This window comes from Pseudoalteromonas sp. GutCa3, from assembly GCF_002836155.1.
Taxonomy (GTDB): Bacteria; Pseudomonadota; Gammaproteobacteria; order Enterobacterales; family Alteromonadaceae; genus Pseudoalteromonas; species Pseudoalteromonas arctica.
This window is the reverse complement of sequence record NZ_PJBK01000036.1, coordinates 37,381-62,831: the sequence shown is the minus strand read 5'-3', so window position 1 is coordinate 62,831 and position 25,451 is coordinate 37,381. Positions and strand designations below refer to the sequence as shown.

Here is a 25,451-nt window from a genome sequence, read left to right as displayed (position 1 = left end):
AGCCGCTCACTTTAATTAAAGTGAGCGGCTTTTTTAATGCCTATTAAATAGTGTTAATAGGCATTTTATGAAAGCTTATAAGCTTTCTATTTTAGTTTTTTGCTCAAGTAGCTTAGTTTTAGCATCGCTAAATTCAGCCAGTTTTGCATTTTCTTTAGCAAGTACAGCTTCAGGTGCGTTGTTTACAAACTTTTCGTTAGCGAGTTTGTTTTGCACTTGTGCTAGGCCTTTTTCTGCTTTTTCGAGTTGCTTATTAATACGCGAAAGCTCGGCTTCCACATCAATTAAGCCCGCCATTGGGATCATGATCTCAAGGTTGCCAACATAAGACGTTGCACATGCTGGTGCGTCGTCTTTGTTTTCAAGCATTGTAAACTCTTCAATTTTTGCAAGTGATGCTAAAAATGATTTGTTTTCTTCAATGCGTCGCACGTCGTCGCTCGATGCATTAGCAAGTAATACGCTAAGTGGTTTACTTGGACTAATATCCATTTCACCACGAATATTACGAATAGCTAAAATGAATTGTTTAACCCACTCTAAGTCGTCCATCGCTTTAGCATCAACGCTTGCTTCATTATATACAGGGAACGGCTGAACCATAATGCTGGTGTTTGCTGTTTCAAGGCCTGCAAGTGGTGCAACACGCTGCCAAATAGTTTCAGTGATGTATGGCATCATTGGGTGCATTAAACGCAGTAAGCTTTCAAGTACGGTAATAAGTGTATTACATGTACCACGTTGCTGCGCTTCATTACCTTTAAATAATACCGGCTTAGTTAGCTCTAAGTACCAATCACAAAACTGGTTCCAAGTGAATTCGTAAAGTGTGTTAGCAGCTAAGTCAAAACGGTAGTTATCTAAATGCTCTGTGTAGGTTTTAACGGTTGCTTCATATTGACCTAAAATCCAGCGGTCAGCTAATGAAAGCTCCGTTTGAGCACCGTTTGCAAAACCACAGTCTTGCTCTTCTGTATTCATTAATACGTAACGGCTCGCGTTCCATAATTTGTTACAGAAGTTACGGTAACCTTCAAGGCGGTTCATATCCCAGTTAATATCACGACCGGTAGATGCCATTGCAGCAAGGGTAAAGCGAAGGGCGTCGGTGCCGTGTGCTTCAATACCGCCTGCAAATACTTTACGCGTATCTTTTTCGATTTTAGCGGCAAGTTTTGGCTGCATCATGTTACCAGTACGTTTTTGTACTAGGTCTTCAAGTTCAATGCCGTCAATCATGTCTAGTGGGTCAAGTACGTTACCTTTTGACTTAGACATTTTATCGCCATTGTCGTCACGTATTAAGCCAGTTACATACACGGTTTTAAACGGAACTTGTGGTTTGCCATTTTCGTCTTTTACAAAGTGCAGCGTCATCATAATCATGCGCGCAACCCAGAAGAAAATAATATCAAAACCAGTTACCAACACGTCAGACGGGTGGAAGGTTTTTAAATCATCGGTATTTTCTGGCCAACCTTGTGTAGAGAACGTCCAAAGCGCTGATGAGAACCACGTATCAAGTACGTCTTCGTCTTGGCTTAGCGTTACACTATCTGCAATGTTGTTTTCACGGCGTACTTCAGCTTCGTCGCGACCAACAAATACGTTACCTTCATTGTCGTACCAAGCTGGGATACGGTGACCCCACCAAAGCTGGCGTGAAATACACCAATCTTGTACATCGTTCATCCACGAGAAGTACATGTTTTCGTATTGCTTAGGTACAAATTGAATATCGCCGTTTTTAACAGCGTCTTTTGCAGGCTCAGCAAGTGGTGCAACACGTACATACCATTGGTCGGTAAGTAGTGGCTCAATTACCACACCAGAGCGATCGCCGTAAGGAACCGTTAAACCATGGTCTTCAACTTTTTCAAGTAGGCCAAGTTCTTCAAATTCTGCCACAATTGCTTTACGCGCTGCAAAACGATCAAGGCCGTGTAGGCGCTCAGGAATTGGCGCATCAAACTCAAGCTCTTTACCGTCAAAGGTGTATGTTTCACCTTGGGTAAGAATAGCGGCGTCTTTATCGAAAATGTTGATCATCGGCATTTGATGACGCTTGCCCACTTCGTTATCGTTAAAGTCGTGCGCTGGGGTTATTTTTACACAGCCCGTACCTTTATCTTTATCGGCATGTTCGTCAGCAACAATTTTAATACGACGATTAACGATAGGTAATAAAATTTCTTTACCGATTAAATCTATGTAGCGTTCGTCATCAGGGTTTACTGCAACACCTGAGTCGCCAAGCATGGTTTCTGGACGGGTAGTTGCTACTACTATGTAGTCTTTTCCGTCTTGCGTTGTAACGCCATCAGCTAGTGGGTAACGTAAGTTCCACATGTGGCCTTTTTTGTCTTTGTTTTCAACTTCAAGATCAGAAATAGCAGTGTGTAATTTAGGATCCCAGTTTACTAGGCGTTTACCACGGTAAATTAGGTTTTCTTTGTGAAGGCGTACAAACACTTCTTTAACGGCTTCAGATAGGCCATCGTCCATGGTAAAGCGTTCACGATCCCAATCAACCGATGCGCCAAGGCGACGAAGTTGCTTGGTAATAGTGCCGCCCGATTCTTTTTTCCATTCCCAGATTTTATTAATAAAATCTTCGCGGCCTAAATCGTGGCGTGTTTTGCCTTCTTCGGCATGCAGTTTACGCTCAACTAACATTTGCGTTGCAATACCTGCGTGGTCAGTACCTACTTGCCATAATGTGTTGTTACCTTGCATACGTTTAAAACGCGTTAGGGTATCCATTATTGTATCTTGGAAGGCGTGGCCCATGTGTAAGCTACCAGTGACATTTGGCGGCGGGATCATAATTGAATATGGTACGCCTTTGCCAGATGGCTTAAAGTAGCCTTTTTGTTCCCAGTCTTGATATAGAGACTGTTCAATATCTTGCGGATTGTAGGTTTTATCCATTACACAGAACCTTAAATAAGTACTTAAATTAGTTGGTTAGTTTGCCTGATTGGCTAGCTATTAATATCTTGCGTGGTGAGATTGGCACCGAGTTGGCGTAGCTTTTTAAAACGCTCGCGGGCTGCTTGTTTAGCCGCTGCTTCTACGGGTACAAAATCAAAAACTTGGTTAAACCGACGAATGTAATCCGGTAACTGAGTAGCCAAGTTAATTAAAACTTTACGATTGCCAACAGGTGGCGTAATACCAATTTCTACAGGTGCGCCGCCTTTAGGGCCTTCACCTTGTAAATTATGTGGCACAAAACTATCTGGATCGAATGCCCAAATTATTTCATCAATGGCACAGGCTGCTTCGTTATCGTTAACACAAATAAACACACGCTGCCCATTTCGATACTGATCGGCCGCAATTTGAGCAGCCAAAGCAAAATGATCGTCAGCCTTCGCTTTAGACTCATCTTGTTGCTTTAGAACGAAAAATTTAGCGTTCATGTTCATTGTATCGGGGTTTCCCATGACATTGAATGCATACCAAATTGATATACATAAATTAAGAGGCAGATTTTGCCATATAACGGGGTTTGCTTCAATTAATACACAAATAAATAAGGCGCCAAACGGCGCCTTATAAGTAGCTAAACAGTGTGTTTAATCTTGAGCAGCTTCACTTACGCCAGCTCTATTTAATAAATACTGAGTAAGCATTGGAACAGGACGACCCGTTGCGCCTTTTTTAGCGCCACTGCGCCACGCTGTACCGGCAACATCTAAATGCGCCCAATGATACTTTTTAGTAAATTTAGACAAGAAACATGCCGCAGTAATAGTACCCGCAGAGCGTCCACCTAAGTTTGTAAAGTCAGCAAATGGGCTTTCTAGCTGATCTTGATAGTCATCCCATAACGGTAATTGCCATGCGCGGTCGCCACTTTGCTCAGACGCTTTTAATAAATCGTGTGCAAGTGGGTTATGGTTTGATAGTAAACCAGTCGCATGCGCGCCAAGGGCTACAATACAAGCGCCAGTAAGTGTTGCTACGTCAATAACCGTATCCGGGTTAAAACGTTCAACGTACGTTAGTGCGTCGCACAATACTAAACGACCTTCAGCGTCGGTGTTTAACACTTCAACTGTTTGCCCCGACATTGTTGTTAAAATATCACCCGGGCGATACGCGTTTGAGCCAGGCATGTTTTCACAGCCAGCTAAAACACCAATAACGTTAATTGGCAATTGCATTTGTGCAAGTGCACGCATTGCGCCAATAACACCTGCAGCGCCGCCCATGTCGTATTTCATTTCGTCCATGCCTTCGCCTGGTTTTAATGAAATACCGCCTGAGTCAAACGTTAAGCCTTTACCAACAAGTACAATAGGGGCTTGGTCGTCAGCGGCGCCTTTGTAGTTAATAATCGACATAATTGATTCGTTATCGCTACCTCGGCCAACAGCTAGGTAAGAATTCATGCCTAGTTCTGCCATTTGCTTTTCGCCAATAATATCAACAGTGATGTTGTCAAAATTAGTTGCCAACTCTTGTGCTTGCTCGCCTAAGTACACTGGGTTACAAATATTTGGTGGCATATTAGCCACGTCTTTACACAGCTTACTACCTGCAGCAATGGCTAAACCATGCTCAATGGCACTTTCGCCAATCGTTAGTTCGCGTCGTGTTGGTACGTTAAACACCATTTTACGAAGTGGACGACGAGGGTCTACTTTTTTACTTTTTAATTGGTTAAACGTATATAAGCAATCTTGCGTTGTTTCTACTGCTTGACGAACTTTCCAGTAAGTGTCGCGACCTTTAACGTGTTGCTCTGTTAAAAAGCAGACTGCTTCCATAGAGCCTGTTTCGTTTAAGGTATTAATAGTTTTAGAAATAATTTGTTTATATTGCTTATCGTCAAGCTCGCGCTCTTTACCACAACCTACAAGCAATATGCGCTCGCTTAATACATTGGGTACATGATGCAATAATAAAACTTGGCCTGGCTTACCTTCTAAGTCGCCACGGCGAAGTAAATTAGAGATATAGCCATCACTAATTTTATCGAGTTGTTCACCAATGGGGGATAACCTACGTGGCTCGTAAACGCCAACCACAATACATGCGCTGCGCTGTTTTTCTGGGCTACCACTTTTTACGTTAAATTCCATTGTCACTCCTGATTTTGAGTCATTTAAGTTAGTAAGTTGGGGCTAAAAAAGTATTTTCTAGTCTTATCTACGTAACTTATGTGCGGATAATTTTAATTTTAGCTGATTTTGCTAGACTCTTACTGTGTAATTGAACTTTATATGCTTAAGGGCTACTAATGCAACATTATATCGTGCACTTAGGTAGGATAATTAAATTTGATGGCTTATAATAATAGCCTATTTTCCGGTATTAATTGGGTAAAATAGCTATTTAACTATTCAATTCTCACTATCGTAGTGAAATTCCATGTTTAACAGGGGCGAGCATTGCTAATTTTCCGTTATTTGACCGCTGAGGTTTTAAAATCGCAGGTCGCCGTATTTTTAACTTTAATGACAATCTTTTTGTCACAAAAGTTAGTTGGTATTTTAGGTGATGCCTCTGAGGGCAGCATTCCTGCTAAATTAGTGCTATCGATGATTGCACTAAAGCTTCCACAACTGGCCTCGCTAATACTTCCGCTGAGTATATTTTTAGGCATTATTTTGGCTTACAGCCGTATTTACGCAGATAGCGAAATGACCGTACTTAAAGCCTGTGGCGTAAGTGAATGGTATGTTGTGCGCGTAACGCTTATATCAAGCGTTGGGCTTGCCTTATTAGCCGCTGCATTGACTATGTATATAGCGCCGTGGGCAAGCGAGCAAGAGTATCAATTAAAAGAACAAGCCAAAGCCGATGCGGGATTATCTGCACTCAGAGCTGGGCGGTTCCAAGAAACCGGTAACGAAAAAGCCGTGGTGTTTATTCATAATATTGAAAAAGGCGGCAAAGAGCTTAATAAGGTATTTGTTGCACAGTTACCTGATAGCGAAAAAGGCAACTTAGCGCGCTTAGTATATGCAGAGCAAGGTGTTGTGGTTGAAGCCGTAAATGGTGAGCAACAGCTCGTACTAACAGACGGTAAACGTTACGAAACAGATGGCGCAACGCCTGCACTTAACTTAACAGAATTTGATGGTTACAGCGTACAAATACGAGAACAAGAAATAGAGCACCAACGCCGTAAATTAGAGGCTGTGCCTACTAATCAATTACTCGCCATTAATACACCAGAATCTATTGCTCAATGGCAGTGGCGACTCGCTATTCCGTTATCAATTCCGCTACTTACCTTACTGGCAGTACCGCTAAGTGTGGTTAATCCTCGCCAAGGTAAATTTGCAAAACTAGTGCCTGCTATAAGCTTGTACTTAGGCTATTTTATTTTACTAAATGCCGCTAAATTTGCAGTTGAAGATGGCAAAATTCCGCCTTCAATTGGCTTGTGGTGGATTCACCTAAGTGCCTTATTTATAGGTGGGTTATTAATTATAAAAGGGCGACCGTTGGGCGCTTGGCTTAAAGCCGTTGTAACTAAGCGGGAGTTAGGCTCATGATGAAAACGCTTGATTGGTATTTAGGGCGCAGTATTTTACAAACTACCGGCTTTGCATTGTTGGTACTTGTTGGTATTAGCACCTTAATTAAATTTATCGACCAGTTAAAGTCGGTAGGGCGCGGCAGTTACGACTTAATGACCGCAATGCTTTACACGCTTTACACAATACCTGGCGATTTAGTGGTGTTTTTTCCGATGGCTGCGCTAATTGGTGGCTTAACGGGTTTAGGGGCACTTGCCTCAAACAGTGAGCTGGTAGTGATGCAAGCCGCCGGTATGTCGCGCTTACAAATAATTGGCTCTGTGATGAAAACAGCCATATTTATGGCTGTATGCATGATGGCTCTTGGCGAATGGGGTGCACCTGAAGCGCAATTACACGCTAAAGAAATGCGTAACCAAGCAATACATGGCGGCGATGTGTTTAATACACAAAAAGGTGTATGGGCTAAAGACGGCAATAATTTTATTAATATTGAAGATGTTGATGAAAACGGCAGGCTCAACGGGGTACACATGTACCACTTTGATAAATCGTTAGAGCTTACCCAAATTACTAAAGCAAGAGATGCACTAAGCCGAAAAGAAGGCTGGCTACTTCGTGACGTAAATAAGGTTATTATTACTAGCGAAAAAACCACAACAGAGCAATTACCAGAAGAGTTTTATCCTTCGCAACTCACAGCTGAAAAGTTAGGGGTTGTTTCGGTAAAACCGGAGTCACTTTCATTTACTGGGCTTTGGTCGTATTTAAGTTACTTAGAGCAAAACGAACAAGACACAAGTACCTACGAGCTTGCTCTATGGCGTAAGTTGATGCAGCCAGTATCTGTTGCGGTAATGCTGCTGGTGGCGCTCTCGTTTATATTTGGCCCGTTGCGTACAGTAACAATGGGTGCGCGTATTATTATGGGCGTTGTAACGGGGATCGTGTTTCATTTAACTAATGAAATATTTGGCCCTGTCGTTATGGTTTACCAAATACCTGCCATTATAGGGGCGGTATTACCCAGTATTATATTTATAGGCTTTGCGACATATTTGATGAATAAACGGGTATAGATTTACCTATTCAAAGCATGAAAAAGGGTGACCACTGGTCACCCTTTTTGCTTTTTAATTACCAGTTTTGGAAAGCTGGTATTAATCAAGCTCACTATAAATACGCCTGTTCTCTTCTTTAGTAAGTGCAATAACTTCTGTTTTAGAGATGTAATCTTGTAGTGCTTTTTTGTTTTTAAAATCTACTAACACCACCAAATTACCTAAACCGAGTAAAGCGCTAACGCTGCGGATAATTGATTGCGGCCAGCTAATTAAATTACCCTCAAGAGTTTGTACTTTTAAACGCCATGCACGCATGCCAATGGTTTGCCCGCTTTTAGTCCAAAAGTAGCCAAAAAATACTAAGGTAACAATAATTAAAAGAGCGGTACGAATACCCGAAAGAAGATTTGAATTTTGAATAAAGGCAGATACATCCTCTGCGCCATTTAAACTAATTACATCGAGAGAAATAAGCCCTTGAACGGCAAATAAATACAGCACTACAGTTAACATCGCAAACGCAATAATGGCTAACGTATCGTAAACTAACGACGCAAAACGGCGCCAAAAACCAGCACGTGGAAACTCACCCGACATAAATACACTCTCACTATTAATATGCGAGCTAGTTTAGCAAAAAAGCTTACAAATACTAAGACATGTTAATGTTTAGAGAGGGAATTGATTTTATTGCTTTAAGTTATTACCTACAGGGGAAATGAAAAAGACCCTGCTATTGGTAGCAAGGTCTTTTAATTTATAGCGGATTTAACCTAGCTTGATAGCAAGGTATTTTATGTCGTCACCACTTATTTGCGGTAAAAAATAAATATCGCCGTATTTAAAATACTGCTGCGAGTTAATTATTACGGCCTGTGCTGCCTGAGGCAATGAATCGTAAGTTTGGCCCAAGCTATAGTCATTCACATTACCCACTTTTACTGCCTGATTAAGGCGAGTTGATGGCTCATCAACAACCGTATAACCATCATTATCCGCAATGTAGTACACATTTTGATAAGTGTAGTAAGTCGTATTATGGTGTTTAAAATGCCTGTAATTTCTTGGTAGCGTATTTATACGCAGGCCTCTAGGTGGCGTAACTACATGGTAGCCTCTTTTAGCTTTACGGTAATAAAGGCCGTCGTTAAACGTAAACGAAATACCATTAAATCTGATTGATGCGCTATTGCGTGGTAAATGGTTTATAAATCGATTTTTTCTGTAAGCGACTGAATTATTATGGTTTGTTAAGTAGTTATATTTGCGCTGGTTGTAGCGGTATTGTTCACGCTTTTCCTGCTTGTACTTAGCAAGCTTACGTTTTTCTTGCTTACGGTCTTCTCGTTTTTCTTTTTTATGCTCAATACGCTGCTTTTTTTCATGGCGGCGTTCATCGCGTTTATATTCAACACGTTTGTCGTGATCGCGTTTAAAGCTTTTATCATTCTCTCGCTCGTTTTGTGCTCCAAGCGCAGAGCCTGATACTGCGCCAATGGCGAGCAGGGCAGGTAGTAAAAAAGTAAGTTTCATAGTATTGCCTCGTTTATGTTTTTACATAACTGGGTTCAATACTAGCGGTTCAAACTGAATGTTAACTGACATACAACAGCAAACGGAGCTATGCTTACAGCTTTTTACATTTTACTGACAGTTATTGACATACTTAGTTATTTTTGACGATTTTTGAGGGTAATCCTGTTCTTTGTAAGTATATTTATTACGAGAGATATTTTAATAATATTGCTATTAAATTATGTATTTGGACTTTTTTGTTGTGCTTAGAAAACGTTATTTCCGTGCATTTTAAGATGGGGTAATACCAATAACAGAGTTTAAATGGTGTAAAAAGCTAAGTTTGCGGCGCGTTATTTATTGCCGCAAACATGACTTTATATTTTAAAGTGCGCATTTATCTTTTAATAAATTTAAGGCTAGGGTGATACGTTATGACATTAACTTTAACAAATGCTGTGTTATTAACGTTTCTTTTAACAACTTTAACTGGAACATACTTGATTACCTTAGTTTGGTTAATTTTTTTCAGTTCTCGTTTTAGCTGAACCTTTTTATATTCTTGCTTTGTATATCTATCATGTGGTGCTGCAAATGCAGAACTAGATAAAGTGCCAATAACTAATAGTGCAGGTAGTATAAATGTAAGTTTCATAATATTGCCTCGTTTGTGGTTAACATGGCTAGTATTGACGTTTGAAACTGAATGCCAACTGCATGTAAGGGCAACTGTAGAGAGGCTTTACACCCTTTTACTTATCTTTACTGTTCTTGACGCTAATACCAATTCGCAGTAATACTTAATCAATTTGAGAGATTAAATCTAACGCTCACTCTATTAAAAAATGACTGATATATGGCTGCATAAATGCAGAAGGTAGGGCAATGAAAGAGCAATTGTCGAGAACAACTAATAACAAATTCAGCAGTGTTATCAACACCGTTTTCTTACCTCAAAACAGGTAGCTTAATTAAGCTACCTGGTATAAAACCGTATCGGTTCTATACCAATACCAATCCTTATCCCATATATCGTTTAGAGTTTAGGTTGGCTACTTTTGATAAAAAGGATAATCGCTATAACCTACTTCAGTACCGCCATACATAGTGGCTGCATCGGCCTCGTTAAACGTCCAATTATTCGCTATACGCTCTGGTAAATCAGGGTTAGCTATAAATGGGCGACCAAATGCAAATAAGTCACCGTAACCTTCACCTAAAATACGCACCGCTTTTTCTACTGTGTATTTACCAGCATAAATAATGCGACCTGAAAATTCAGCTCGTACTGCTTTATAAAATTCTTGTGGTAAATCAGGAGCATTTTCCCAATCAGCTTCCGCTATTGATAAGTAAGCAATAGCTGCTTGCTCAAGCACTTTAACGGCTTGTACATAAGTATGATGAGGGTTTGATTCAACAAGTCCTAGATACACTCGTGTTTCATCTGTGCTTTCAAATAAAGGAGCAAAGCGAACACCTAAACGATCAGAGCCTACAACGTCACTTACCGCTTCAACTACCTCTTTTAAAAAGCGCAGGCGATTACTAAGCGTTCCACCGTATTGATCGTCACGGTTATTAGTATGTTCAGAAATAAACTGATTAACTAAATACCCGTTAGCACAATGAAGCTCTACGCCATCAAAGCCTGCTTCTAGAGCATTACGTGCAGCTTGCGCATACATGTTTACCAGCTCGCCAACCTCAGTAGTACTTAGTGCACGGGGCTCACTTGGGTCAGCCAATGCGCCTTCACCAGGTGCGGTTTCAATAAATACTTTTACGTTGTCAGCAATAATATCTGAAGGGCCAACCGGTTTACCTGAATTTGGTTGTAGCGTGGTGTGCGATACGCGCCCTACATGCCAAAGCTGAGCAAAAATAACACCGCCTTTAGCATGTACTGCATGTGTTACTTTTTTCCAGCCTTCAATTTGTGCTTGCGAGTGAATACCTGGGGTCCAAACGTAGCCTTGTCCACGAGGTTCTATTTGTGTGCCTTCGGTAACCATAAAACCAGCCGATGCCCGCTGCGCATAATACTCAGCCATTAATTCATTAGGAATATTGCCAGGCTGAGTGCTGCGAGAGCGAGTAAGAGGTGGCATAACAATACGGTTTTTAAGTGTAAAAGGGCCAAGCTCAATTGATGAGAATAAAGGGGCGGTATTAACTAATTCTGATTTCATTTTAAATTCTCTTATAAAGCAAACAAAGGCTTAAATAGTGGTTAAGCAACATTGGCAGCATAGAGATTTAAAGATACAATTTGAAACAACACTTTTTTGTGCAGCATACAATTATGAATGGTATTAGTCGGCTCGATATAAAACAGTTAAGAGTACTCAGTAGCTTATTAGAACTGCAAAATCTTTCGCAAGTAGCCAAAAAAATGGGGTTAACGCAACAAGCTATTAGTGAGCAACTACGAAAGCTACGAGACTTATTTGACGATCGCTTGTTTATTCGCCAAGGCAATAACATGGTTGCTACTCCTAAAGCGCAAGGACTCAAGGCGCCTATTAATCATATTTTAAAGCAATTAGAATCGTTATTAGAGCCCGAGCTGTTTAGTCCGCAAACTTATAAAGGTGTGTTTACCATAAGCGCAACCGACTACGCCACGCAGGCCTTATTGCCGCAATTATTTAATATTACCCGCCGCGAAGCGCCAGGTTTAAAGCTGATAGTGCGCGACTTTGCGTCTGACAACGTTAATCAACTTATAACGGCAGGCGAGCTTGATTTGCTGATAAGCTTTCCAGAATTTATACCCGACAACCTTTCTTATATCACTTTGTTTGAAGAACAGCATTTGTGTATTACCGGTATAGGTAACACTACTTACACTGAACCTTTGAGTTTGGCGCAATTTGCAAAGCATTCACAGCTAGTGGTGTCGCCATCGCGCGCTAATTTGCGCGGATCGCACGATCAGTGGTTTGAAAGCCAAGGGCTAAAACGTAATATTGTAATGTCGGTACCGAGTTTTTCAGCAGTGCCCGACATTTTACATACAACCGATATGCTAGCGTTTTACCCATCAAGATTATTACCAAACAGCAAAGTTAAACAGCTAAAAATAGAAGCTCTGCCTCCTACCTTTAAAGTAATAGCCGCATGGCATCCGCGTACCAATAACAGCCCAATCCATAAATGGTTGATAGAGCAGCTGCAAAATTTATAACGATGTAAAAAATCTAAAGTGATTACTTTTTACTGTTAAATTAATAACCCAACATTTAGATTAAATCATTTAACCCCTCCTTAACCCTCGACCTAATAAGCTATGTGTAATAGTACGAATTAGGCATAGTTAAATGGTTTATTTTAAAAAGCACTCAACCGGTTTTTTATTTGCACTTAGTTGCACGCTTGCTGCGTGTAGTAGTCAGCCAAGCTATCAAGGTAATGGCATATTGCACAACGAGATCTCTATAAGTAAATAGCAGCGTACAAACGGATACGCCACACACTGCTAATAACACAAATAAGCCCGCCAATATTGGCTACGGTTTAGGGGTGGAGTTAAGCGAAAAAATAATAAAACGACACGGTTGGGTATACGAAGTAAACGACATGCCTGGGCGTTATGAAGTGGTGGTCGATTTTAGTTAATACGCTTTTTTTAATACTTAGATTTAAAATATAAAAACCGCGCTAAGGCATCTTTAAAATTGCTTGAGCGCGTTTTTTTTATATTCAAAAATATTTAATTTAACGCTGAGAACATAAAAAACTTAGTGATAGTAATGTGTTAAGTAATTTGCTAAAACTGTAGGTAAGAAAAGTGAGGGTAGCGCGAGTAGGGATGTACGTTAATTTTGTACAGCTAACTTGTTGATTTTCTTATAATGTTCGATTTATGTAACAAATAATGAGTAAAATAATATACGCAGTACGGAGTGTTAATTTAGACAAAATCAAAATAGGTGAGTCTAATGTACATTCAATGTTCAATAGAATACGAACGCATCAAACAGGCTCTGGAGATGAGCTTGAGTTGATCGGTGTGCACTATGGGAAGTACCAAACGGATAAGCAAATCCACCCTCTTTTAAATTCAAGCCATTCTCATTTAGAGTGGTTTAATAATACTGAAGAAGTAGCAAATTTCATCCAATCTAATTTTTTAATTTTTCCTAAAGCACTGTCACTTTTAACTGACATTAGTTGGTCAACAACAGAGACAATATCAACTGAAACAATCGCAATTAATGAGTATGTGAAAGGAAATATTAACAATAATGAGTTTACTACATGGTTGGCTAGCTTTAATGTTCTTGAATATATACAAAGTCAACTTAGAAAACACGAAGACGTTTAGCTTCAGTTAAAGTTAATTAAAGCAATTTGTTAGGTTTTTTCTATACATTATAACCTGCAGTTTTAGCACTGCTTAGTGCTACGTCTTTAGCATGCAAGAAAGGATAAGCTTTATGTTTGGATTTGGTAAGGGAAAGAAAATTGAGAAATTAATTGATGCAATTGGTTCTACTTTTTCTGGTCAAATGATGATATTACCAATTAGTCCTGAAGAGTTAATTTCGTTATCTAAGCATGACAAATTAATATCCGGTTATATTATGGGATTTCAATTGCATATTATTTCTCAATCACCTTTCAATGAAAAAGATCATAAAGGGATACCTTTAGATAGCTACTTTAATCTTTTTGGGTCGTATGATGCCCAAGAGGTGATTGATTTTGCTTTCAGTTCAGCAGGCGATAAATTGTTTAATTCAGGAGTTGCACTTGGAATTCAAGATATTATTAACTTCAGCAAAGATCCAATGGATGCCCCCTTAAGCCTAATAAGAATACTTAATGAAGAAAATCAAGGTGATGGTATACCATTTTGACTTGCTTCATAGCTAACGATACCATCAAGCCAGATTCGCAATAGTTGACTTAATCCAACTCAGCTAAACATTTTAGCGAACTATTACTCATCGCTTCTTATAGCTTAAATAGACTTACATGGAGTGTTAATTCATATGTTCAAATTCATAATTATTTTAATCTCAATTACTTCTTTCAATGCCTTGGCTGCAGAGAAGGTTAAACTTGGAGTTTTGGGGAACGTCGGGGCTGATGGTTTTTTTAGCCCGACGGTAACATCATTTGTTATTGAAAAAGTAGAGCCTAATTCACCCGCTGAAAAAGCAGGGATTGTTGCAGGACAGAAAATCATTTCTATAGAAGGCTGTAAAATTCCAGGCTGCCCTGCCAGTGAAGCAAAAGAATTAATGCGCAAGGAATCTGGAGAGATTTTACAATTACTTTTAGAGAATGAAGATGGTAGCCAAGTAACTTTAAAAATACCTATGAATGCTTGGTAAATCTAAGAAGTTTTTAAAATACCTAAATATACCCAGCCTATAAAGCATGGTTATTGTCAAAGCGTGGTTTTGTGTAAATGAGCTAGACGCAGTAAATATTGACAACGTTAGCGAGCTTTTGGAGTACTACTTACTCGGTTTATATGTAGGTTACTGCTTAAAGTAATTGGGATAGATTAAAAAGGTTTGATCAGTAATAACCTTATTTAATTAATGAATACATTGGTATTGCGTTAAATACGGCAATACCAATGATTATTAGACTAAAGCTTATAAATCGCTGCGCCAACCCATGCCAGACTCTTCCATTAAACGCTTGTACACGCCTTCTATGTTAAGTGGTAACCATGCATCAAACTGTTTAAAGTCACTAAATTGGTCTAATTTTACATTTTGTTTAATTTCGTCAAGCGTATTACCAGCTAAAACGCCTGCTGTTACTTGGCTATATAAAAGCTCTATATAAGTTAAATAGCGCGCTACATCAGCCTTGCTGCCAATATCGGCATGTCCGCCTACAAAAGTATCAAAGTCATATTTGAGTACCACTTGGGTTGAATTAATCATGCCTTGAATATCGTAACTCCACAGCTTTTGCCACGGCATTCTGCCAATAACAATCCAATCAACTACAAACAACGTTTTTTGCTTTTCGAATAATATACTAACCGAACCACGACCATCGTTTGGACCATGGTAGTTAAGCTTTACTGTAGAATCACCAAGGGTAAGTAGTAGCTCGTTATCAAAAGTAAGACTGGGCATTACCGTTTTCATTTGTGTGTTTTTAATATCTTGCGCAGCGAGTTTATGCGCTACAAACATGGTGTGCGGGCTTTTAAATACCTCGGCGCCGTAAATATGATCGCTGTGATTATGGCTATAAATTACATATTTTACCGGTACGTTATAGCTAGTTTTAATTTGCTCGTTTAACCAGGTGGCGGCTTTTTTGTTAAGCGGGTCGGTAACAATTGCACCCTCAGGAGTGATTAAAAATACTGAGCGGTGTCTGTCGTCTATAAAGCGGTGTAAGCCGTCCCCTAAGTCTTCTATTTCATAGGCTTGTGTGGCAAAGCCTATAAATAATAGGGCTGTAGTTAATAGTTTTTGTAGCAAGCGGGGCATACACCATTCCTTTTTAAATTGATTAAATTAATAACGCTATTAAAAGAAGAAAGTACAAAGCTGTAAAAAATTTCAGCTGTTGGTTAAATTAAAACTTAAAACTTAAACCTAAGCCTAAACCTAAGTAAAAGGATCAAATATGAGGATGAAATAAAAAGCCATTATAAAAATGGCTTTAGATAGGTTGGTTGGGTTTATCTTTGTGTTAGTTGTTGGTTTATTTCTTCAAAGATACTGGCATCATCTATGGTTGAAGGTATTTGTAGCTCTTCGCCATCAACCAGTTGGCGCAAATTTTTACGCAGTATTTTACCCGAGCGTGTTTTGGGCAGCCTATCTACACTGACTATATTTTTAAGGCACGCAATAGCGCCAATTTGATTACGAACACTTAAAACAAGCGCTTGTTCTACGTCGGTACTTGAGCCTATAAAATCATTTTTAAGCACGATCATTCCCATAGGGAGTTGCCCTTTTAGGGGATCGTTTACACCAAAAACAGCGCATTCGGCAACAGCAGGGTGCGCGGCTACTATCTCTTCCATTTCGCCGGTAGAAAGCCTATGCCCTGCTACATTTATAACGTCGTCGGTTCTGCCCATAATAAATAGGTAGCCGTCTTCATCAATATAACCGCCATCACCAGATAAATAATAACCTTCGTATTCATTTAGGTAGCTTGCTTTAAAACGCGAGGTATCTTGCCAAATTGTTGGCAGGCAACCCGGTGGAAGTGGCAGTTTAATTACCACGGCGCCTTGCTCGTTAGCTGCGCATTCATTGCCATCCATATCTAATATTCGCACGTCAAAACCTGGAGTAGGCACGGTAGAGCTGCCAGGTTTTGTTGCTAAGTACTCAAGCCCTACAGGGTTACAAGCAATAGCCCAGCCGGTTTCTGTTTGCCACCAATGATCGAGCACTGGCAGTTTGGTTTTTTCTTTAAGCCACTCGTAAGTGGGAGGGTCTAATCGCTCGCCAGCTAAAAATAAACGTTTTAAGCTTGAGGTATCGTATTGATTAAAACCATCGGCATTTGGATCTTCTTTTTTGATTGCTCTAAAGGCGGTGGGGGCACTAAATAATGCATTTACTTTATATTCTTCAACCACGCGCCAAAATGCACTGGCATCGGGCGTTTTAACGGGTTTACCTTCATATAATACTGTCGCGCAGCGATACATTAGCGGCGCGTAAACTATATAAGAGTGCCCAACTACCCAGCCAATGTCAGACGCTGCCCAAAATACGTCGCCGGGCTTCATACCATAAACGGTTTCCATGCTGTATTGCATTGCCACTGCGTGACCGCCATTTTCGCGCACTACGCCTTTGGGTGTGCCTGTCGTGCCTGAGGTATATAAAATATAAAGCGGGTCATCTCCATTTACAGGCACCGGATCTGCGCTTGCAGCCGTTTGCATTGCCTGGGTCCAATCTATGTCTCGTTTAGGCTTAAGAGTGGCGGTAACTTGTGGACGCTGATAAATAATGCAGTGCTCTACTTTGTGCGTAGCTAAGTCTATTGCGTTATCAATGAGTGGTTTGTATTCAATAACGCTGTTTACTTCAACACCGCATGAGGCGCTAAGTATAAGCTTGGGCTTGGCATCATCAATGCGTACAGCTAATTCGTGTGCAGCAAACCCACCAAATACCACCGAATGAATAGCACCAAGACGAGCACACGCCAACATACCAATAACAGCTTGTGGGATCATTGGCATATAAATAACAACGCGATCGCCTTTTGTAACACCTAACGATTGTATTACGCCTGCAAATTTAGTAACTTCTTGTTGCAGTTGTGAGTAGCTATAAGTCTGCTTTGTATTAGTGACTGGGGAGTCGTAAATAAGTGCAGTTTGCTCGCCAAATCCGGCAATAACGTGTTGGTCTAGCGCTAAAAAACTGGTGTTTAATTGCCCGTCACTAAACCAATGATAAAGCCCGTCGTCGTCTTGTGTGTATGCTTTTGTGGGGGTTTTATACCATGGAATATTTTTACTTTGTTCGAGCCAAAATTGGGCTGGGTTTTGTTTAAAGGCAGTATATTGCTGTTTATATTCGCCTGACATGTAAGGCTCCTAAAGCTAAATTTGTGTGTGAGAGACCTTACAAAATGTAGGCTTTTTTTAGCAAGCAAGCTATTCGACCTTGGTCGGCTAAAAGTTAATCAATACACTGGTTTTAAAAATACCAAATTGACAATACAAAGCGTGTGGTTCAGCATGGCGGGCAGTAAAAATAAGAGAAAATACGATATGAGTAACGTAGTAAGAGTAGGGGTTGCGGTTATTATAATGCGCCAAAACACAATTTTACTAGGTGAGCGCATTGGTGCGCACGGTGCTAATACATGGGCAACACCTGGTGGGCATTTAGAGTTTGGTGAAAGTGTTGAGCAATGTGCAATACGAGAAGTGTTTGAAGAAACAGGTTTAAAGGTAAGTAAAATTACTAAGCTTGATTTTACCAATGATATTTTTACAGCAGAGAACAAACACTATATTACGTTGTATGTAAAAGCTGATTTTGAAGGCGGGGAGCCTGAGCTTAAAGAGCCTAATAAATGTTTAAAGTGGCGCTGGTGCGATATTAATAATCTACCAACGCCACTGTTTACATCACTAAAAAATTACTTATCTGAGGCTGTACTAGCCTAGTTATTTTGTTGGCGGTGTCGCTGGGCTTAACGCAAGTTTACTAAAGCTTACTTGAGCGTAATCGCCATTTTGTTTATCTGTAGACCAATCGCCAGTACCTAAACAACCTGGGTACCAAATACCTTTCGCGCTTTTAGTACTACATTGGTTATAAGCGCCGGCTTTAAAGTAATGCCAATCTGCAGCGTAACCATTTGGATGATCTTTTTCGTCTACTTTGCCATAAGCATCTACGTTATTACCTAAGTTAATAGAGTAGTTAACGTCTTCTTTGCCTTGTGTGCTAAATGTAAGGTGCATAACATTTTTATACACATTTACCGTGTAGCTAAATTCTTCACCTAGTGCAATACCGGCGCTGCCTGGCTCGTTAGGGTTTTCCCATGTATTACCCCAAACAGGGTAAGTAATGTCTTTACGGTCAGGATTTGTTTTAGCTAAGTTACGTTCGTAGTTCCAAAAAACTGAGCCTGTTTTGTGCCCAGGCCATTTTTTGTAATATATTTTAATTGGTTCATTGCCCCAGCCATAACCAAGCTTGGTATCAATAAGTGCCTGATCTTTACCCGCGTGAATTTGTCCTACAACAACCGAGTAAGCTGCTTTTTTATCAGGATCAGTCGCACGTAGCGCAACGTGATCTACTTTTAACGTTGCTTCCATTTTTCCACCAACAGAACCAAATCGGTCAGATAGCGGGTGAACAGCTAAAGCAAAGTTGTTTTTAGAGTGTTTAGTTTTAATTTTAGTATTTGATCCACGGATCATTTGTCTAAGTTCACTACGGGTATTAGTAGAGTTAGCACTTGTAAGCGCTTTATTAGGGGAGGTAAATACCATGTAGCCTTTTTCATCAAGGTAGAAAAAATCAGGGTGTGCGTAAGTCTGAATTTCTTCTACATCTATTTCATCAATTTTACCGTCGTTGTTTAAATCAACTGGTACATTTATTTTCCAGTGAGATAAATCAAACTTTGTTGCAGGTACCGGTGCATCGCTTTGCTGATTAGTGCTTTGGGTACTTGAACAAGCGGTAAAAAGTAAAGGGGTGATAACGGCTAAAGCCGTAAGTTTAAATGTGGATGTATTTTTTATCATTATTGTCTCTGTGTGATGAAGTAAAAATTGTGCGGTACAGGCATCGCTTAATCTCAATCTAGCATACCAATTTAACAATTAAAACTTACCAATTAGTAAAATTAAATATTTTTAAAATGATTTATTGTTATACCAATTTGGTTGAGGTGTTTTTTAACGGCTTTTATGGAGGTGTTTCCGGTATGTATTTTTTATGTGCTTGGCTATTCTCTTAGTGATATTTAACGTAGATTTTGGCGCTAAGGTGTAGTCTATTTTTTGGGGGGGAGGAGATTTTTAATTTTGTAGTTTGCTTTGCCGCGTTTAGCAAATAACTAAATAACCACTGCCAATAACTAATGCCGGGCTTTAACTATGGTTAGTGCTGCAAGTTAGTCGTGTTTGGTAATAAAAGTTGCCACTCGTTTAAAATGGCATGATATTCACCATTTTCTTTAATATTACTTAATGCGTCAGAGAGTGCTTTAGCTGTTTTAGGATTAAGTTGATTACTTGCTGCAAAATTAAGTGAGGAGGGAAGATCGCTTAAATGAATTCGTTTTGTTATTAGGCTAGGATCGAGTCCTAGGCTTTTTAGCTCGTTATTAAGTGTAAGTGTATTAGTTACTACAAAGTCGATCCGGTTTTTATAAAGCATTTGCCAAAGTTGATTATAGTAACTGACCAGTATTAAATTGTTATTTTCGGTAAAGCCTTTTTGCTTTAAGTAGGCTTCGCTCAGGTAGCCACGAATGGTTGCTACTTTATACTCTTTAGCAAAATTTAAGTGAACAACTTCATCTACATGGCTTTTTAAGCTAATTAAATAAGCATCTGCAAAATACACTTCGCCTAACCATGTATATTTATTAATCCGCTCTGGGGTTTTTAACAAAGACAACATTATGGCGTTGGTATTTGTTTTATGCTCTTTAAAAACGCGGGCCATTGGCATTATTTCAAAATTAGCGGTTAAGTTTGTTTGCTTCACAACTGCTTTGGCAATGTCGACTAAAGCGCCGCTTACTTCACCTTGCTGATTTTTAAAGTGATAAGGAGGAAGGTCTTCAGCTATAAAAGTAACCGAATCGGCGTTACACAGGGGGCTATATAAAATAAATACAAAAGCACTTAATAAAACACGAAAAAACATAAAAAATCTTTTAAAGCAATAATACACCTAGTGTAGAGAGTATTAACTAAAACATATATATATTATGTTTATATAACGTAAATAATTTGCATTTACTTGGCTGTACTTGCTGTTTTGTATTTTATAAATTGTAATGGCGAGCATTTATGCCAGCGTAAAAATGCGCGATTAAAAGAGCTTTGATCTTTAAATCCTAAAATATTAGATAAATCAGCAAGTGGCATGCTGGCTATTAATGTATCTGCACGTTTTTTACGTTCTTTTTCAAGTAGCTGAGCAAAGGTTAAGTCTTGTTGTTTTAAGCGTCGTTGTAGCGTTCGGGGTGTTAAATTAAGCGCATCAGCTATGCCTATTAGGTTGCAGTTTTGCAAGGTAGTTTTAGCTGTAAGTAACTGATTAACTTTATCGTCAATACACTGCTGGCTTTTAAAGTTAGAGAGTTGCTGCTCTGACAATTGCTTAAAAGTAGAATTAATAATGGCGTTATCAGTTTTAAAAGGCAGCGTTAAATAATGGCTCGGAAAGCTAACTTGATTATATTCAGCACTGCTTATTACAGGGCATTTAAACCATGATTCAAGGGCGCGCCTTTGCGATGGCAACCAATTATAAGTGAAACTAATACTACTTGGCGAAAGCGTTAAATTTATTAACTGGCGAATTACACTTACCCACGCGGTCATGTTTCGTAAAACAACATGCTCATTACAACTTTGGTGAGCAATCCAACGAATAGTTGCTGTATCAGTATTTAGTTCAAACTTGGCTTTACCAATATCAGCCACCAAGCTGTCGTAGCTTAACAATGCTTTAATGGCACTGCTTAAGTTATCGCTTGATTCAATTAAGTAACCTAAAACGCCGTAGTCAGCAGTGCGAATTTGCTGACCTAGGGTAAAACCAAAAAGAGGATCGTTAAGTGTTTTTTTGCCATAAACTAATAAGGCATTGTAACTATTTAAACTAATACGCGGCGCTAATTGATGGGTACGCTGATTACTAAATTCGTCAAAGCTAATAGCGTGCAAAGCCGTTTTAGTACTAATGCCTTGCGCTTGTAAGTAATCAAGAATACTTGAAAAGTAATGATCAGCCAATGTGTGCATTTGTCATCTAAAGCTAAAAAATAGTCGTGTATTAGCAAGTTTGCCACGTTAAATTTTTATATGCTAGTTGAATGCCTAATAACCTCTTGCTGTAAAAATGATACTTATAACAATAAAACAAACGCTTAATGCACAGCCAAAACAAATAATAAGCACACTATTGGATCATCAACAGTTGCATCGATTTTTTAATGCCAAATTTACGCTGCTACAAGCACAAGACGAAGGGCAAATAGAAGGCGGAAAAGGATCTGTTAGGCAAGTGAAAATAGGTAAAATAACTTTTTCAGAGCAAATAATCAGTGCCGATCAAAATCAGATCAGTTACCAAATAGTAGGCGATAAACCAGTAGCTAATCATCGAGGCGATATATACCTCACTGCAAATAAAGACATCAATACTTTAGTTACCGAACTTAACTATTGCATAAGCTGCTCAGCTCCATGGTGGATGCCAAATGCATTACTTAAATATGTTATTACAAAAGATATAACCCAAGCGTTAAACAATTTAAATAATTATTTTTTGGCGGGTAAAGTATGAACTCAGAAATTATTTTGCTCGCTCTTAGCCCGTTATTTTTGATATTTGTTTGCTGTGAGTTTATTAAGTTTAAGCGCTATTACGACATAAAAGATAGCCTAGCAAATACAGTGTTAGCGCTATTACACCAAGGCGCAGATGCTATTGCGTTACTGCTGTTAATGCCTTTATTTAATTGGTTGTATGACTATAGATTGTTTGATATTGAAGTGAGTGTATTAAGTATTGCATTTGCATTTTTACTGCAAGATTTTTTATATTATTGGTTTCATAAAGCATCGCATCATATTCATTGGTTGTGGGCTGCACATGTGGTGCACCATAGCTCAACTAAAATGAATTTCACCACCGCATTTAGGCAAAGCTTAATGTACCCCGTAGCCGGTATGTGGGTGTTTTGGTTACCTATGATTTTAATTGGATTTGAACCGCTAACAGTATTTAGCGTGGTTGCATTAAATTTGGCGTATCAATTTTTTGTACATACTCAAATAGTGGGTAAGTTAGGCTGGTTTGAAAAAGTATTTAATACGCCTTCGCATCATCGAGTGCATCACGCAATAAATGCAGGTTACCTTGATAAAAACTTTGCAGGTGTACTTATTATTTGGGATAAGTTATTTGGCACCTTTGTAGAAGAAGATAAATCAAAGCCTTGTAAATACGGCATTATAGGGCAGCTTAATAGCGATAACCCAGTCGTTATTACGTTTCATCAGTGGGAGCACTTATTGAAAAGTGTTTATAAGGCATCGGGAATAAAAGCTAAATGTAGAGTGCTTTTTGGCTACCCTACAAGTAGCATTAAATATAAATAATATTGAGAAAGTTAAAAGTAAAACTGCATAGCTAAACTCATTGATGAATTATGGCTATGCCATTGAGCATGTTGTACTTTGCTGCGCAGCGATACATTGCGAGAAACAGCGTAATTCCATGTTATAGCTATTTCGCTGTGCTTACTTGCTGCGTTATCAGTTAGCCATAATATATTGCCAGTTAAAGCGAGTTTATGGTTATTGTTTATTTGCCAAATTACACCGGCTTCGCTGCCTATTCCAGTACTAAGTTGGTCGGTTATATCGCCTGTATTTAGCTCAAATTGACCAAGAATATAGCCGTGTACATTATTAGGATCGCCATAAGATTTACCATAACCTCCTTTTGTAAAAAAGCGGCCTAAACGTTTATTGTCACTTGGTTGTCGGTCAAAGCCCATTTTAAAGTTCCACGACCAGCTATCAAATACGCGGTTATCGGGTGCAAGCGACATAGCATCTAATAAGTAAAAATGTTCAATATCTGCATTTCCTTCGTCAGTAATAGCGGCTTCCAAATCAAAAAAACTAATTTGTGCACCCGCTATAAAACCTTCTGGCCTATCTAGTAAGTCATGATACGCAAGCCTATAGCCAAAATTTGTAAGGTTTGCTTGGTTATTATTTTGTACCCTACCTAGCGATACTTTAGAAGAACCATGACCTTGCTCTGGGGAAGCAATAGGGCGGTTTGGCTTAGTAAATGGCGAAGCTACATTATATTTGCTGCGCATTAGGAGTAGCTTAGTTAGTCGCGGGGCAATTTCTTCACGATTTAACGCTTTATCGTAAAATTTAAAATTTAACCATTCATACGCCATTTCTAATATAGCGACTAATTGCGACTGTGAGTAATTACGAGTATTGAGAGAGCCACCTTGCATTAACTCTCTTGCATCATCAAGTTGTTCGTCAGTCATTTGAGTAGAGTAATGGTAAAGCTTAGTACCAAAAGCAGGGCGGTAATTAGGTGTTTGTAATAAGTTGTTATTTCTTAGTACTGCAACGGTATCTGATGGAATAGCTTGCATATTAAATGACGATGTTAAATCAAGGTCCTCTTGTGCAAGTTGTAATAATGCAAGTAATTGGTAAGAGCAGTTTTCATCAATAAAAAAGTAATCGAATGTAGCTAATTGTAGCTCCCACAAGTGCAATAAAATAAGCTCTACCTGTAGCTCTGATAAATTAAGTTTGTATTCCCAAATATCACGAGATTCTAAATCATTATATTCGCGTACTTTTTTATAGTACGGCATAAGCGAAAACTTACCTGGGTAGCTGCCAATCAAGCCTTTTAATGCGTACATGGCTGCGTTGTCTGAGCCATTAGGCTCTGCTGCAAAGTTAACGGCAAACGCGAGCAACTCTTTATGGCGAGTCTGATCTTTTGCATCAATACGAAGTAAAGTGTGGCCAAACATTGATGATGGGCTATTCATAAATGCAGTTGGAAAAACTAACGTAACCCCTTTAGGGTTTATTATTTTTTGCCACGCCTGTAGCTCTGGGCAATTAAGTTCGGGCCAGTTATTTTCAATTTTTGTTTTTAGCCATTTATAACGTGCAGGAAACTGACAACGATATTGTGTTGTTTTTGGGTCAGTATTTTTACCACTAAATGCGGCTATAGTGGCTTTAAGTTCGTCATATGGGCTTGTTTTACCTACAGGAGATAAAAAAAACTCAGCACTGTCTACTTCACTTTTCCAATCGCCTAATGTGGCCAAGCGGTAGTGACCTAATTTAAGCCAGTAAGGGTGTGTTGCTAATGTATTTGTTTCAATACTTTGAGCGTTTGAGTAAGTACTAAAAAGAGCGAGCAGTAAACCAAATAATATTTTTTTCATAATCACTAAATTACAAAAGCCGCTAGAGAAATACTCCAGCGGCTTTATTTATACGTATAAAACCGGCTAATTTAGCTGATTAAGAAAGAGTATAAGAAGCAAGTTGTGCGTTACTTGCAAGAACAGTGTTTAGGTTTTCTAAAACTGTTTGTGAAGTCACGTTTTCAGAAGTAAATACTGAAGAGAACTGTGCTTGAGCAAGCTTATTGAACGCTGCTTTATCTTGATCTGCAACACCCCAAGCTTCAGCTAGAGTAGCTAAAGTTTCGCCTTCACCTTTTGACATATCACGAGCAAGTTGCTCCATGTTACCGTCAATGAATAAAGCGATTTTTTCTGAAGAAGTTACTGTACCAGTACCATCACAACCAAGAGTACCAAAAGTGATACCAAAAGTTTGGTTACCAGATGTACCATTTGTTGTAGCGCCTAAAATTTTAACGCCTTTACCTTGCTGACCAGCAAATAACATAGAACCAAGACCACAACCAATATCTTGGTCAGCCATTGCGTTTGAGAAAGGAAGTAAAGATAGAGCTGCTACTGCGATTAGTTTTTTCATTTTCATAAATCCATATATGATTGTCTTTATTTAGGGTAAATAAAGTTCGCGGAAGATTCTAACAGACTTGCAGAAAAAAGGAACAGGCTAAAACATGAATATTTTACACTCTAATTTTTAAAT

At 39.1% G+C, this 25,451-nt stretch carries 23 protein-coding genes; 9 read left to right on the top strand and 14 right to left on the bottom strand.

Going from position 1 to position 25,451, the window contains the following annotated elements; all coding sequences use genetic code 11:
* Positions 1 to 75: 75 nt before the first annotated feature.
* From CXF64_RS08070 to pepA, 3 genes are all read right to left on the bottom strand, one after another.
* On the bottom strand, positions 76 to 2,931 hold the full coding sequence (locus CXF64_RS08070) for a valine--tRNA ligase (RefSeq protein WP_101216771.1): 2,856 nt from the start codon (positions 2,929 to 2,931) through the stop codon (positions 76 to 78).
* 53 nt (positions 2,932 to 2,984) lie between these two features.
* A complete protein-coding gene (locus CXF64_RS08065) occupies positions 2,985 to 3,431 on the bottom strand; it encodes a DNA polymerase III subunit chi (RefSeq protein WP_007587285.1) in 447 nt (148 codons plus the stop codon).
* A gap of 150 nt (positions 3,432 to 3,581) precedes the next feature.
* Positions 3,582 to 5,093 carry a leucyl aminopeptidase gene (pepA, locus tag CXF64_RS08060; protein WP_007587283.1) on the bottom strand — a complete coding sequence of 504 codons (1,512 nt, stop codon included), beginning with the start codon at positions 5,091 to 5,093 and terminating at the stop codon, positions 3,582 to 3,584.
* Positions 5,094 to 5,402: 309 nt separating this feature from the next.
* On the opposite strand from pepA, the gene lptF reads away from it, so the two are divergent.
* Both lptF and lptG read left to right on the top strand, forming a co-directional pair.
* Complete coding sequence (lptF, locus tag CXF64_RS08055) at positions 5,403 to 6,515, top strand: LPS export ABC transporter permease LptF (RefSeq protein WP_101216770.1); 1,113 nt, start codon at positions 5,403 to 5,405, stop codon at positions 6,513 to 6,515.
* Positions 6,512 to 7,579: an LPS export ABC transporter permease LptG gene (lptG, locus tag CXF64_RS08050; protein ID WP_007587278.1), complete on the top strand. Its 1,068-nt coding sequence runs from the start codon at positions 6,512 to 6,514 to the stop codon at positions 7,577 to 7,579. Before lptF ends, lptG begins: the two co-directional genes overlap by 4 nt.
* Before the next feature lie 81 nt (positions 7,580 to 7,660).
* Here lptG and CXF64_RS08045 read toward each other — a convergent pair whose 3' ends face one another.
* From CXF64_RS08045 to CXF64_RS08030, 4 genes are all read right to left on the bottom strand, one after another.
* A complete protein-coding gene (locus CXF64_RS08045; protein WP_007587274.1) occupies positions 7,661 to 8,161 on the bottom strand; it encodes an RDD family protein in 501 nt (166 codons plus the stop codon).
* A gap of 171 nt (positions 8,162 to 8,332) precedes the next feature.
* Entirely contained in the window at positions 8,333 to 9,097 is a 765-nt protein-coding gene (locus tag CXF64_RS08040) for a DUF6515 family protein (protein ID WP_101216769.1), read from the bottom strand.
* A gap of 379 nt (positions 9,098 to 9,476) precedes the next feature.
* On the bottom strand, positions 9,477 to 9,734 hold the full coding sequence (locus CXF64_RS08035) for a hypothetical protein (RefSeq protein WP_010554878.1): 258 nt from the start codon (positions 9,732 to 9,734) through the stop codon (positions 9,477 to 9,479).
* A gap of 397 nt (positions 9,735 to 10,131) precedes the next feature.
* Positions 10,132 to 11,271, bottom strand: a complete 1,140-nt coding sequence (locus CXF64_RS08030; RefSeq protein ID WP_101216768.1) for an alkene reductase — start codon at positions 11,269 to 11,271, stop codon at positions 10,132 to 10,134.
* 80 nt (positions 11,272 to 11,351) lie between these two features.
* On the opposite strand from CXF64_RS08030, the gene CXF64_RS08025 reads away from it, so the two are divergent.
* The 4 genes from CXF64_RS08025 to CXF64_RS08005 all read left to right on the top strand — a co-directional run bounded on the left by CXF64_RS08025 (position 11,352) and on the right by CXF64_RS08005 (position 14,424).
* The gene (locus CXF64_RS08025; RefSeq protein WP_197236867.1) at positions 11,352 to 12,269 is read left to right on the top strand and encodes a LysR family transcriptional regulator; all 918 of its coding nucleotides are present in this window, start codon (positions 11,352 to 11,354) and stop codon (positions 12,267 to 12,269) included.
* Between the two features lie 765 nt (positions 12,270 to 13,034).
* The gene (locus CXF64_RS08015; RefSeq protein ID WP_133120267.1) at positions 13,035 to 13,409 is read left to right on the top strand and encodes a hypothetical protein; all 375 of its coding nucleotides are present in this window, start codon (positions 13,035 to 13,037) and stop codon (positions 13,407 to 13,409) included.
* A gap of 112 nt (positions 13,410 to 13,521) precedes the next feature.
* Positions 13,522 to 13,944, top strand: a complete 423-nt coding sequence (locus CXF64_RS08010; RefSeq protein WP_101216766.1) for a hypothetical protein — start codon at positions 13,522 to 13,524, stop codon at positions 13,942 to 13,944.
* 135 nt (positions 13,945 to 14,079) lie between these two features.
* A complete protein-coding gene (locus CXF64_RS08005) occupies positions 14,080 to 14,424 on the top strand; it encodes a PDZ domain-containing protein (protein WP_024589723.1) in 345 nt (114 codons plus the stop codon).
* Positions 14,425 to 14,694: 270 nt separating this feature from the next.
* On the opposite strand, the gene CXF64_RS08000 is transcribed toward CXF64_RS08005, so the two are convergent.
* A complete protein-coding gene (locus CXF64_RS08000; RefSeq protein ID WP_101216765.1) occupies positions 14,695 to 15,552 on the bottom strand; it encodes an MBL fold metallo-hydrolase in 858 nt (285 codons plus the stop codon).
* Positions 15,553 to 15,746: 194 nt separating this feature from the next.
* Positions 15,747 to 17,630 carry a propionyl-CoA synthetase gene (locus CXF64_RS07995; RefSeq protein ID WP_101216764.1) on the bottom strand — a complete coding sequence of 628 codons (1,884 nt, stop codon included), beginning with the start codon at positions 17,628 to 17,630 and terminating at the stop codon, positions 15,747 to 15,749.
* A gap of 186 nt (positions 17,631 to 17,816) precedes the next feature.
* Here CXF64_RS07995 and CXF64_RS07990 point away from each other — a divergent pair, with 186 nt between their 5' ends.
* On the top strand, positions 17,817 to 18,218 hold the full coding sequence (locus CXF64_RS07990; protein ID WP_165783606.1) for a nucleotide triphosphate diphosphatase NUDT15: 402 nt from the start codon (positions 17,817 to 17,819) through the stop codon (positions 18,216 to 18,218).
* Here CXF64_RS07990 and CXF64_RS07985 read toward each other — a convergent pair whose 3' ends face one another.
* From CXF64_RS07985 to CXF64_RS07975, 3 genes are all read right to left on the bottom strand, one after another.
* A complete protein-coding gene (locus tag CXF64_RS07985; protein ID WP_101216762.1) occupies positions 18,219 to 19,316 on the bottom strand; it encodes a polysaccharide lyase family 7 protein in 1,098 nt (365 codons plus the stop codon).
* Between the two features lie 358 nt (positions 19,317 to 19,674).
* Positions 19,675 to 20,448 (bottom strand): substrate-binding periplasmic protein, encoded by a 774-nt coding sequence (locus CXF64_RS07980; protein WP_101216761.1) that lies wholly within the window; start codon positions 20,446 to 20,448, stop codon positions 19,675 to 19,677.
* 92 nt (positions 20,449 to 20,540) lie between these two features.
* On the bottom strand, positions 20,541 to 21,554 hold the full coding sequence (locus CXF64_RS07975) for an AraC family transcriptional regulator (protein WP_101216760.1): 1,014 nt from the start codon (positions 21,552 to 21,554) through the stop codon (positions 20,541 to 20,543).
* Positions 21,555 to 21,651: 97 nt separating this feature from the next.
* Between CXF64_RS07975 and CXF64_RS07970 the strand changes: the two genes are divergently transcribed.
* Complete coding sequence (locus tag CXF64_RS07970) at positions 21,652 to 22,098, top strand: SRPBCC family protein (RefSeq protein WP_101216759.1); 447 nt, start codon at positions 21,652 to 21,654, stop codon at positions 22,096 to 22,098.
* Positions 22,095 to 22,916, top strand: a complete 822-nt coding sequence (locus tag CXF64_RS07965; RefSeq protein ID WP_101216758.1) for a sterol desaturase family protein — start codon at positions 22,095 to 22,097, stop codon at positions 22,914 to 22,916. Before CXF64_RS07970 ends, CXF64_RS07965 begins: the two co-directional genes overlap by 4 nt.
* 11 nt (positions 22,917 to 22,927) lie before the next feature.
* Here the strand turns inward: CXF64_RS07965 and CXF64_RS07960 are convergent, their stop codons facing one another.
* On the bottom strand, positions 22,928 to 24,766 hold the full coding sequence (locus CXF64_RS07960) for an Lnb N-terminal periplasmic domain-containing protein (RefSeq protein ID WP_101216757.1): 1,839 nt from the start codon (positions 24,764 to 24,766) through the stop codon (positions 22,928 to 22,930).
* Between the two features lie 79 nt (positions 24,767 to 24,845).
* On the bottom strand, positions 24,846 to 25,328 hold the full coding sequence (locus CXF64_RS07955; protein WP_024589733.1) for a DUF3015 domain-containing protein: 483 nt from the start codon (positions 25,326 to 25,328) through the stop codon (positions 24,846 to 24,848).
* Positions 25,329 to 25,451: the final 123 nt, after the last annotated feature.

Coding starts and splice junctions, on each gene's coding strand:
- pepA (WP_007587283.1), bottom strand. CDS start 5,093: ATGGAATTTAACGTAAAAAGTGGTAGCCCAGAAAAACAGCGCAGCGCA.
- CXF64_RS08065 (WP_007587285.1), bottom strand. CDS start 3,431: ATGAACATGAACGCTAAATTTTTCGTTCTAAAGCAACAAGATGAGTCT.
- CXF64_RS08015 (WP_133120267.1), top strand. CDS start 13,035: ATGTTCAATAGAATACGAACGCATCAAACAGGCTCTGGAGATGAGCTT.
- CXF64_RS08045 (WP_007587274.1), bottom strand. CDS start 8,161: ATGTCGGGTGAGTTTCCACGTGCTGGTTTTTGGCGCCGTTTTGCGTCG.
- CXF64_RS08005 (WP_024589723.1), top strand. CDS start 14,080: ATGTTCAAATTCATAATTATTTTAATCTCAATTACTTCTTTCAATGCC.
- CXF64_RS07955 (WP_024589733.1), bottom strand. CDS start 25,328: ATGAAAAAACTAATCGCAGTAGCAGCTCTATCTTTACTTCCTTTCTCA.
- CXF64_RS07985 (WP_101216762.1), bottom strand. CDS start 19,316: ATGATAAAAAATACATCCACATTTAAACTTACGGCTTTAGCCGTTATC.
- CXF64_RS08040 (WP_101216769.1), bottom strand. CDS start 9,097: ATGAAACTTACTTTTTTACTACCTGCCCTGCTCGCCATTGGCGCAGTA.
- CXF64_RS07975 (WP_101216760.1), bottom strand. CDS start 21,554: ATGCACACATTGGCTGATCATTACTTTTCAAGTATTCTTGATTACTTA.
- CXF64_RS08030 (WP_101216768.1), bottom strand. CDS start 11,271: ATGAAATCAGAATTAGTTAATACCGCCCCTTTATTCTCATCAATTGAG.
- lptG (WP_007587278.1), top strand. CDS start 6,512: ATGATGAAAACGCTTGATTGGTATTTAGGGCGCAGTATTTTACAAACT.
- CXF64_RS07980 (WP_101216761.1), bottom strand. CDS start 20,448: ATGTTTTTTCGTGTTTTATTAAGTGCTTTTGTATTTATTTTATATAGC.
- CXF64_RS07960 (WP_101216757.1), bottom strand. CDS start 24,766: ATGAAAAAAATATTATTTGGTTTACTGCTCGCTCTTTTTAGTACTTAC.
- CXF64_RS08070 (WP_101216771.1), bottom strand. CDS start 2,931: ATGGATAAAACCTACAATCCGCAAGATATTGAACAGTCTCTATATCAA.
- CXF64_RS07995 (WP_101216764.1), bottom strand. CDS start 17,630: ATGTCAGGCGAATATAAACAGCAATATACTGCCTTTAAACAAAACCCA.
- CXF64_RS07990 (WP_165783606.1), top strand. CDS start 17,817: ATGAGTAACGTAGTAAGAGTAGGGGTTGCGGTTATTATAATGCGCCAA.
- CXF64_RS08010 (WP_101216766.1), top strand. CDS start 13,522: ATGTTTGGATTTGGTAAGGGAAAGAAAATTGAGAAATTAATTGATGCA.
- CXF64_RS08000 (WP_101216765.1), bottom strand. CDS start 15,552: ATGCCCCGCTTGCTACAAAAACTATTAACTACAGCCCTATTATTTATA.
- CXF64_RS08035 (WP_010554878.1), bottom strand. CDS start 9,734: ATGAAACTTACATTTATACTACCTGCACTATTAGTTATTGGCACTTTA.
- CXF64_RS07965 (WP_101216758.1), top strand. CDS start 22,095: ATGAACTCAGAAATTATTTTGCTCGCTCTTAGCCCGTTATTTTTGATA.
- CXF64_RS07970 (WP_101216759.1), top strand. CDS start 21,652: ATGATACTTATAACAATAAAACAAACGCTTAATGCACAGCCAAAACAA.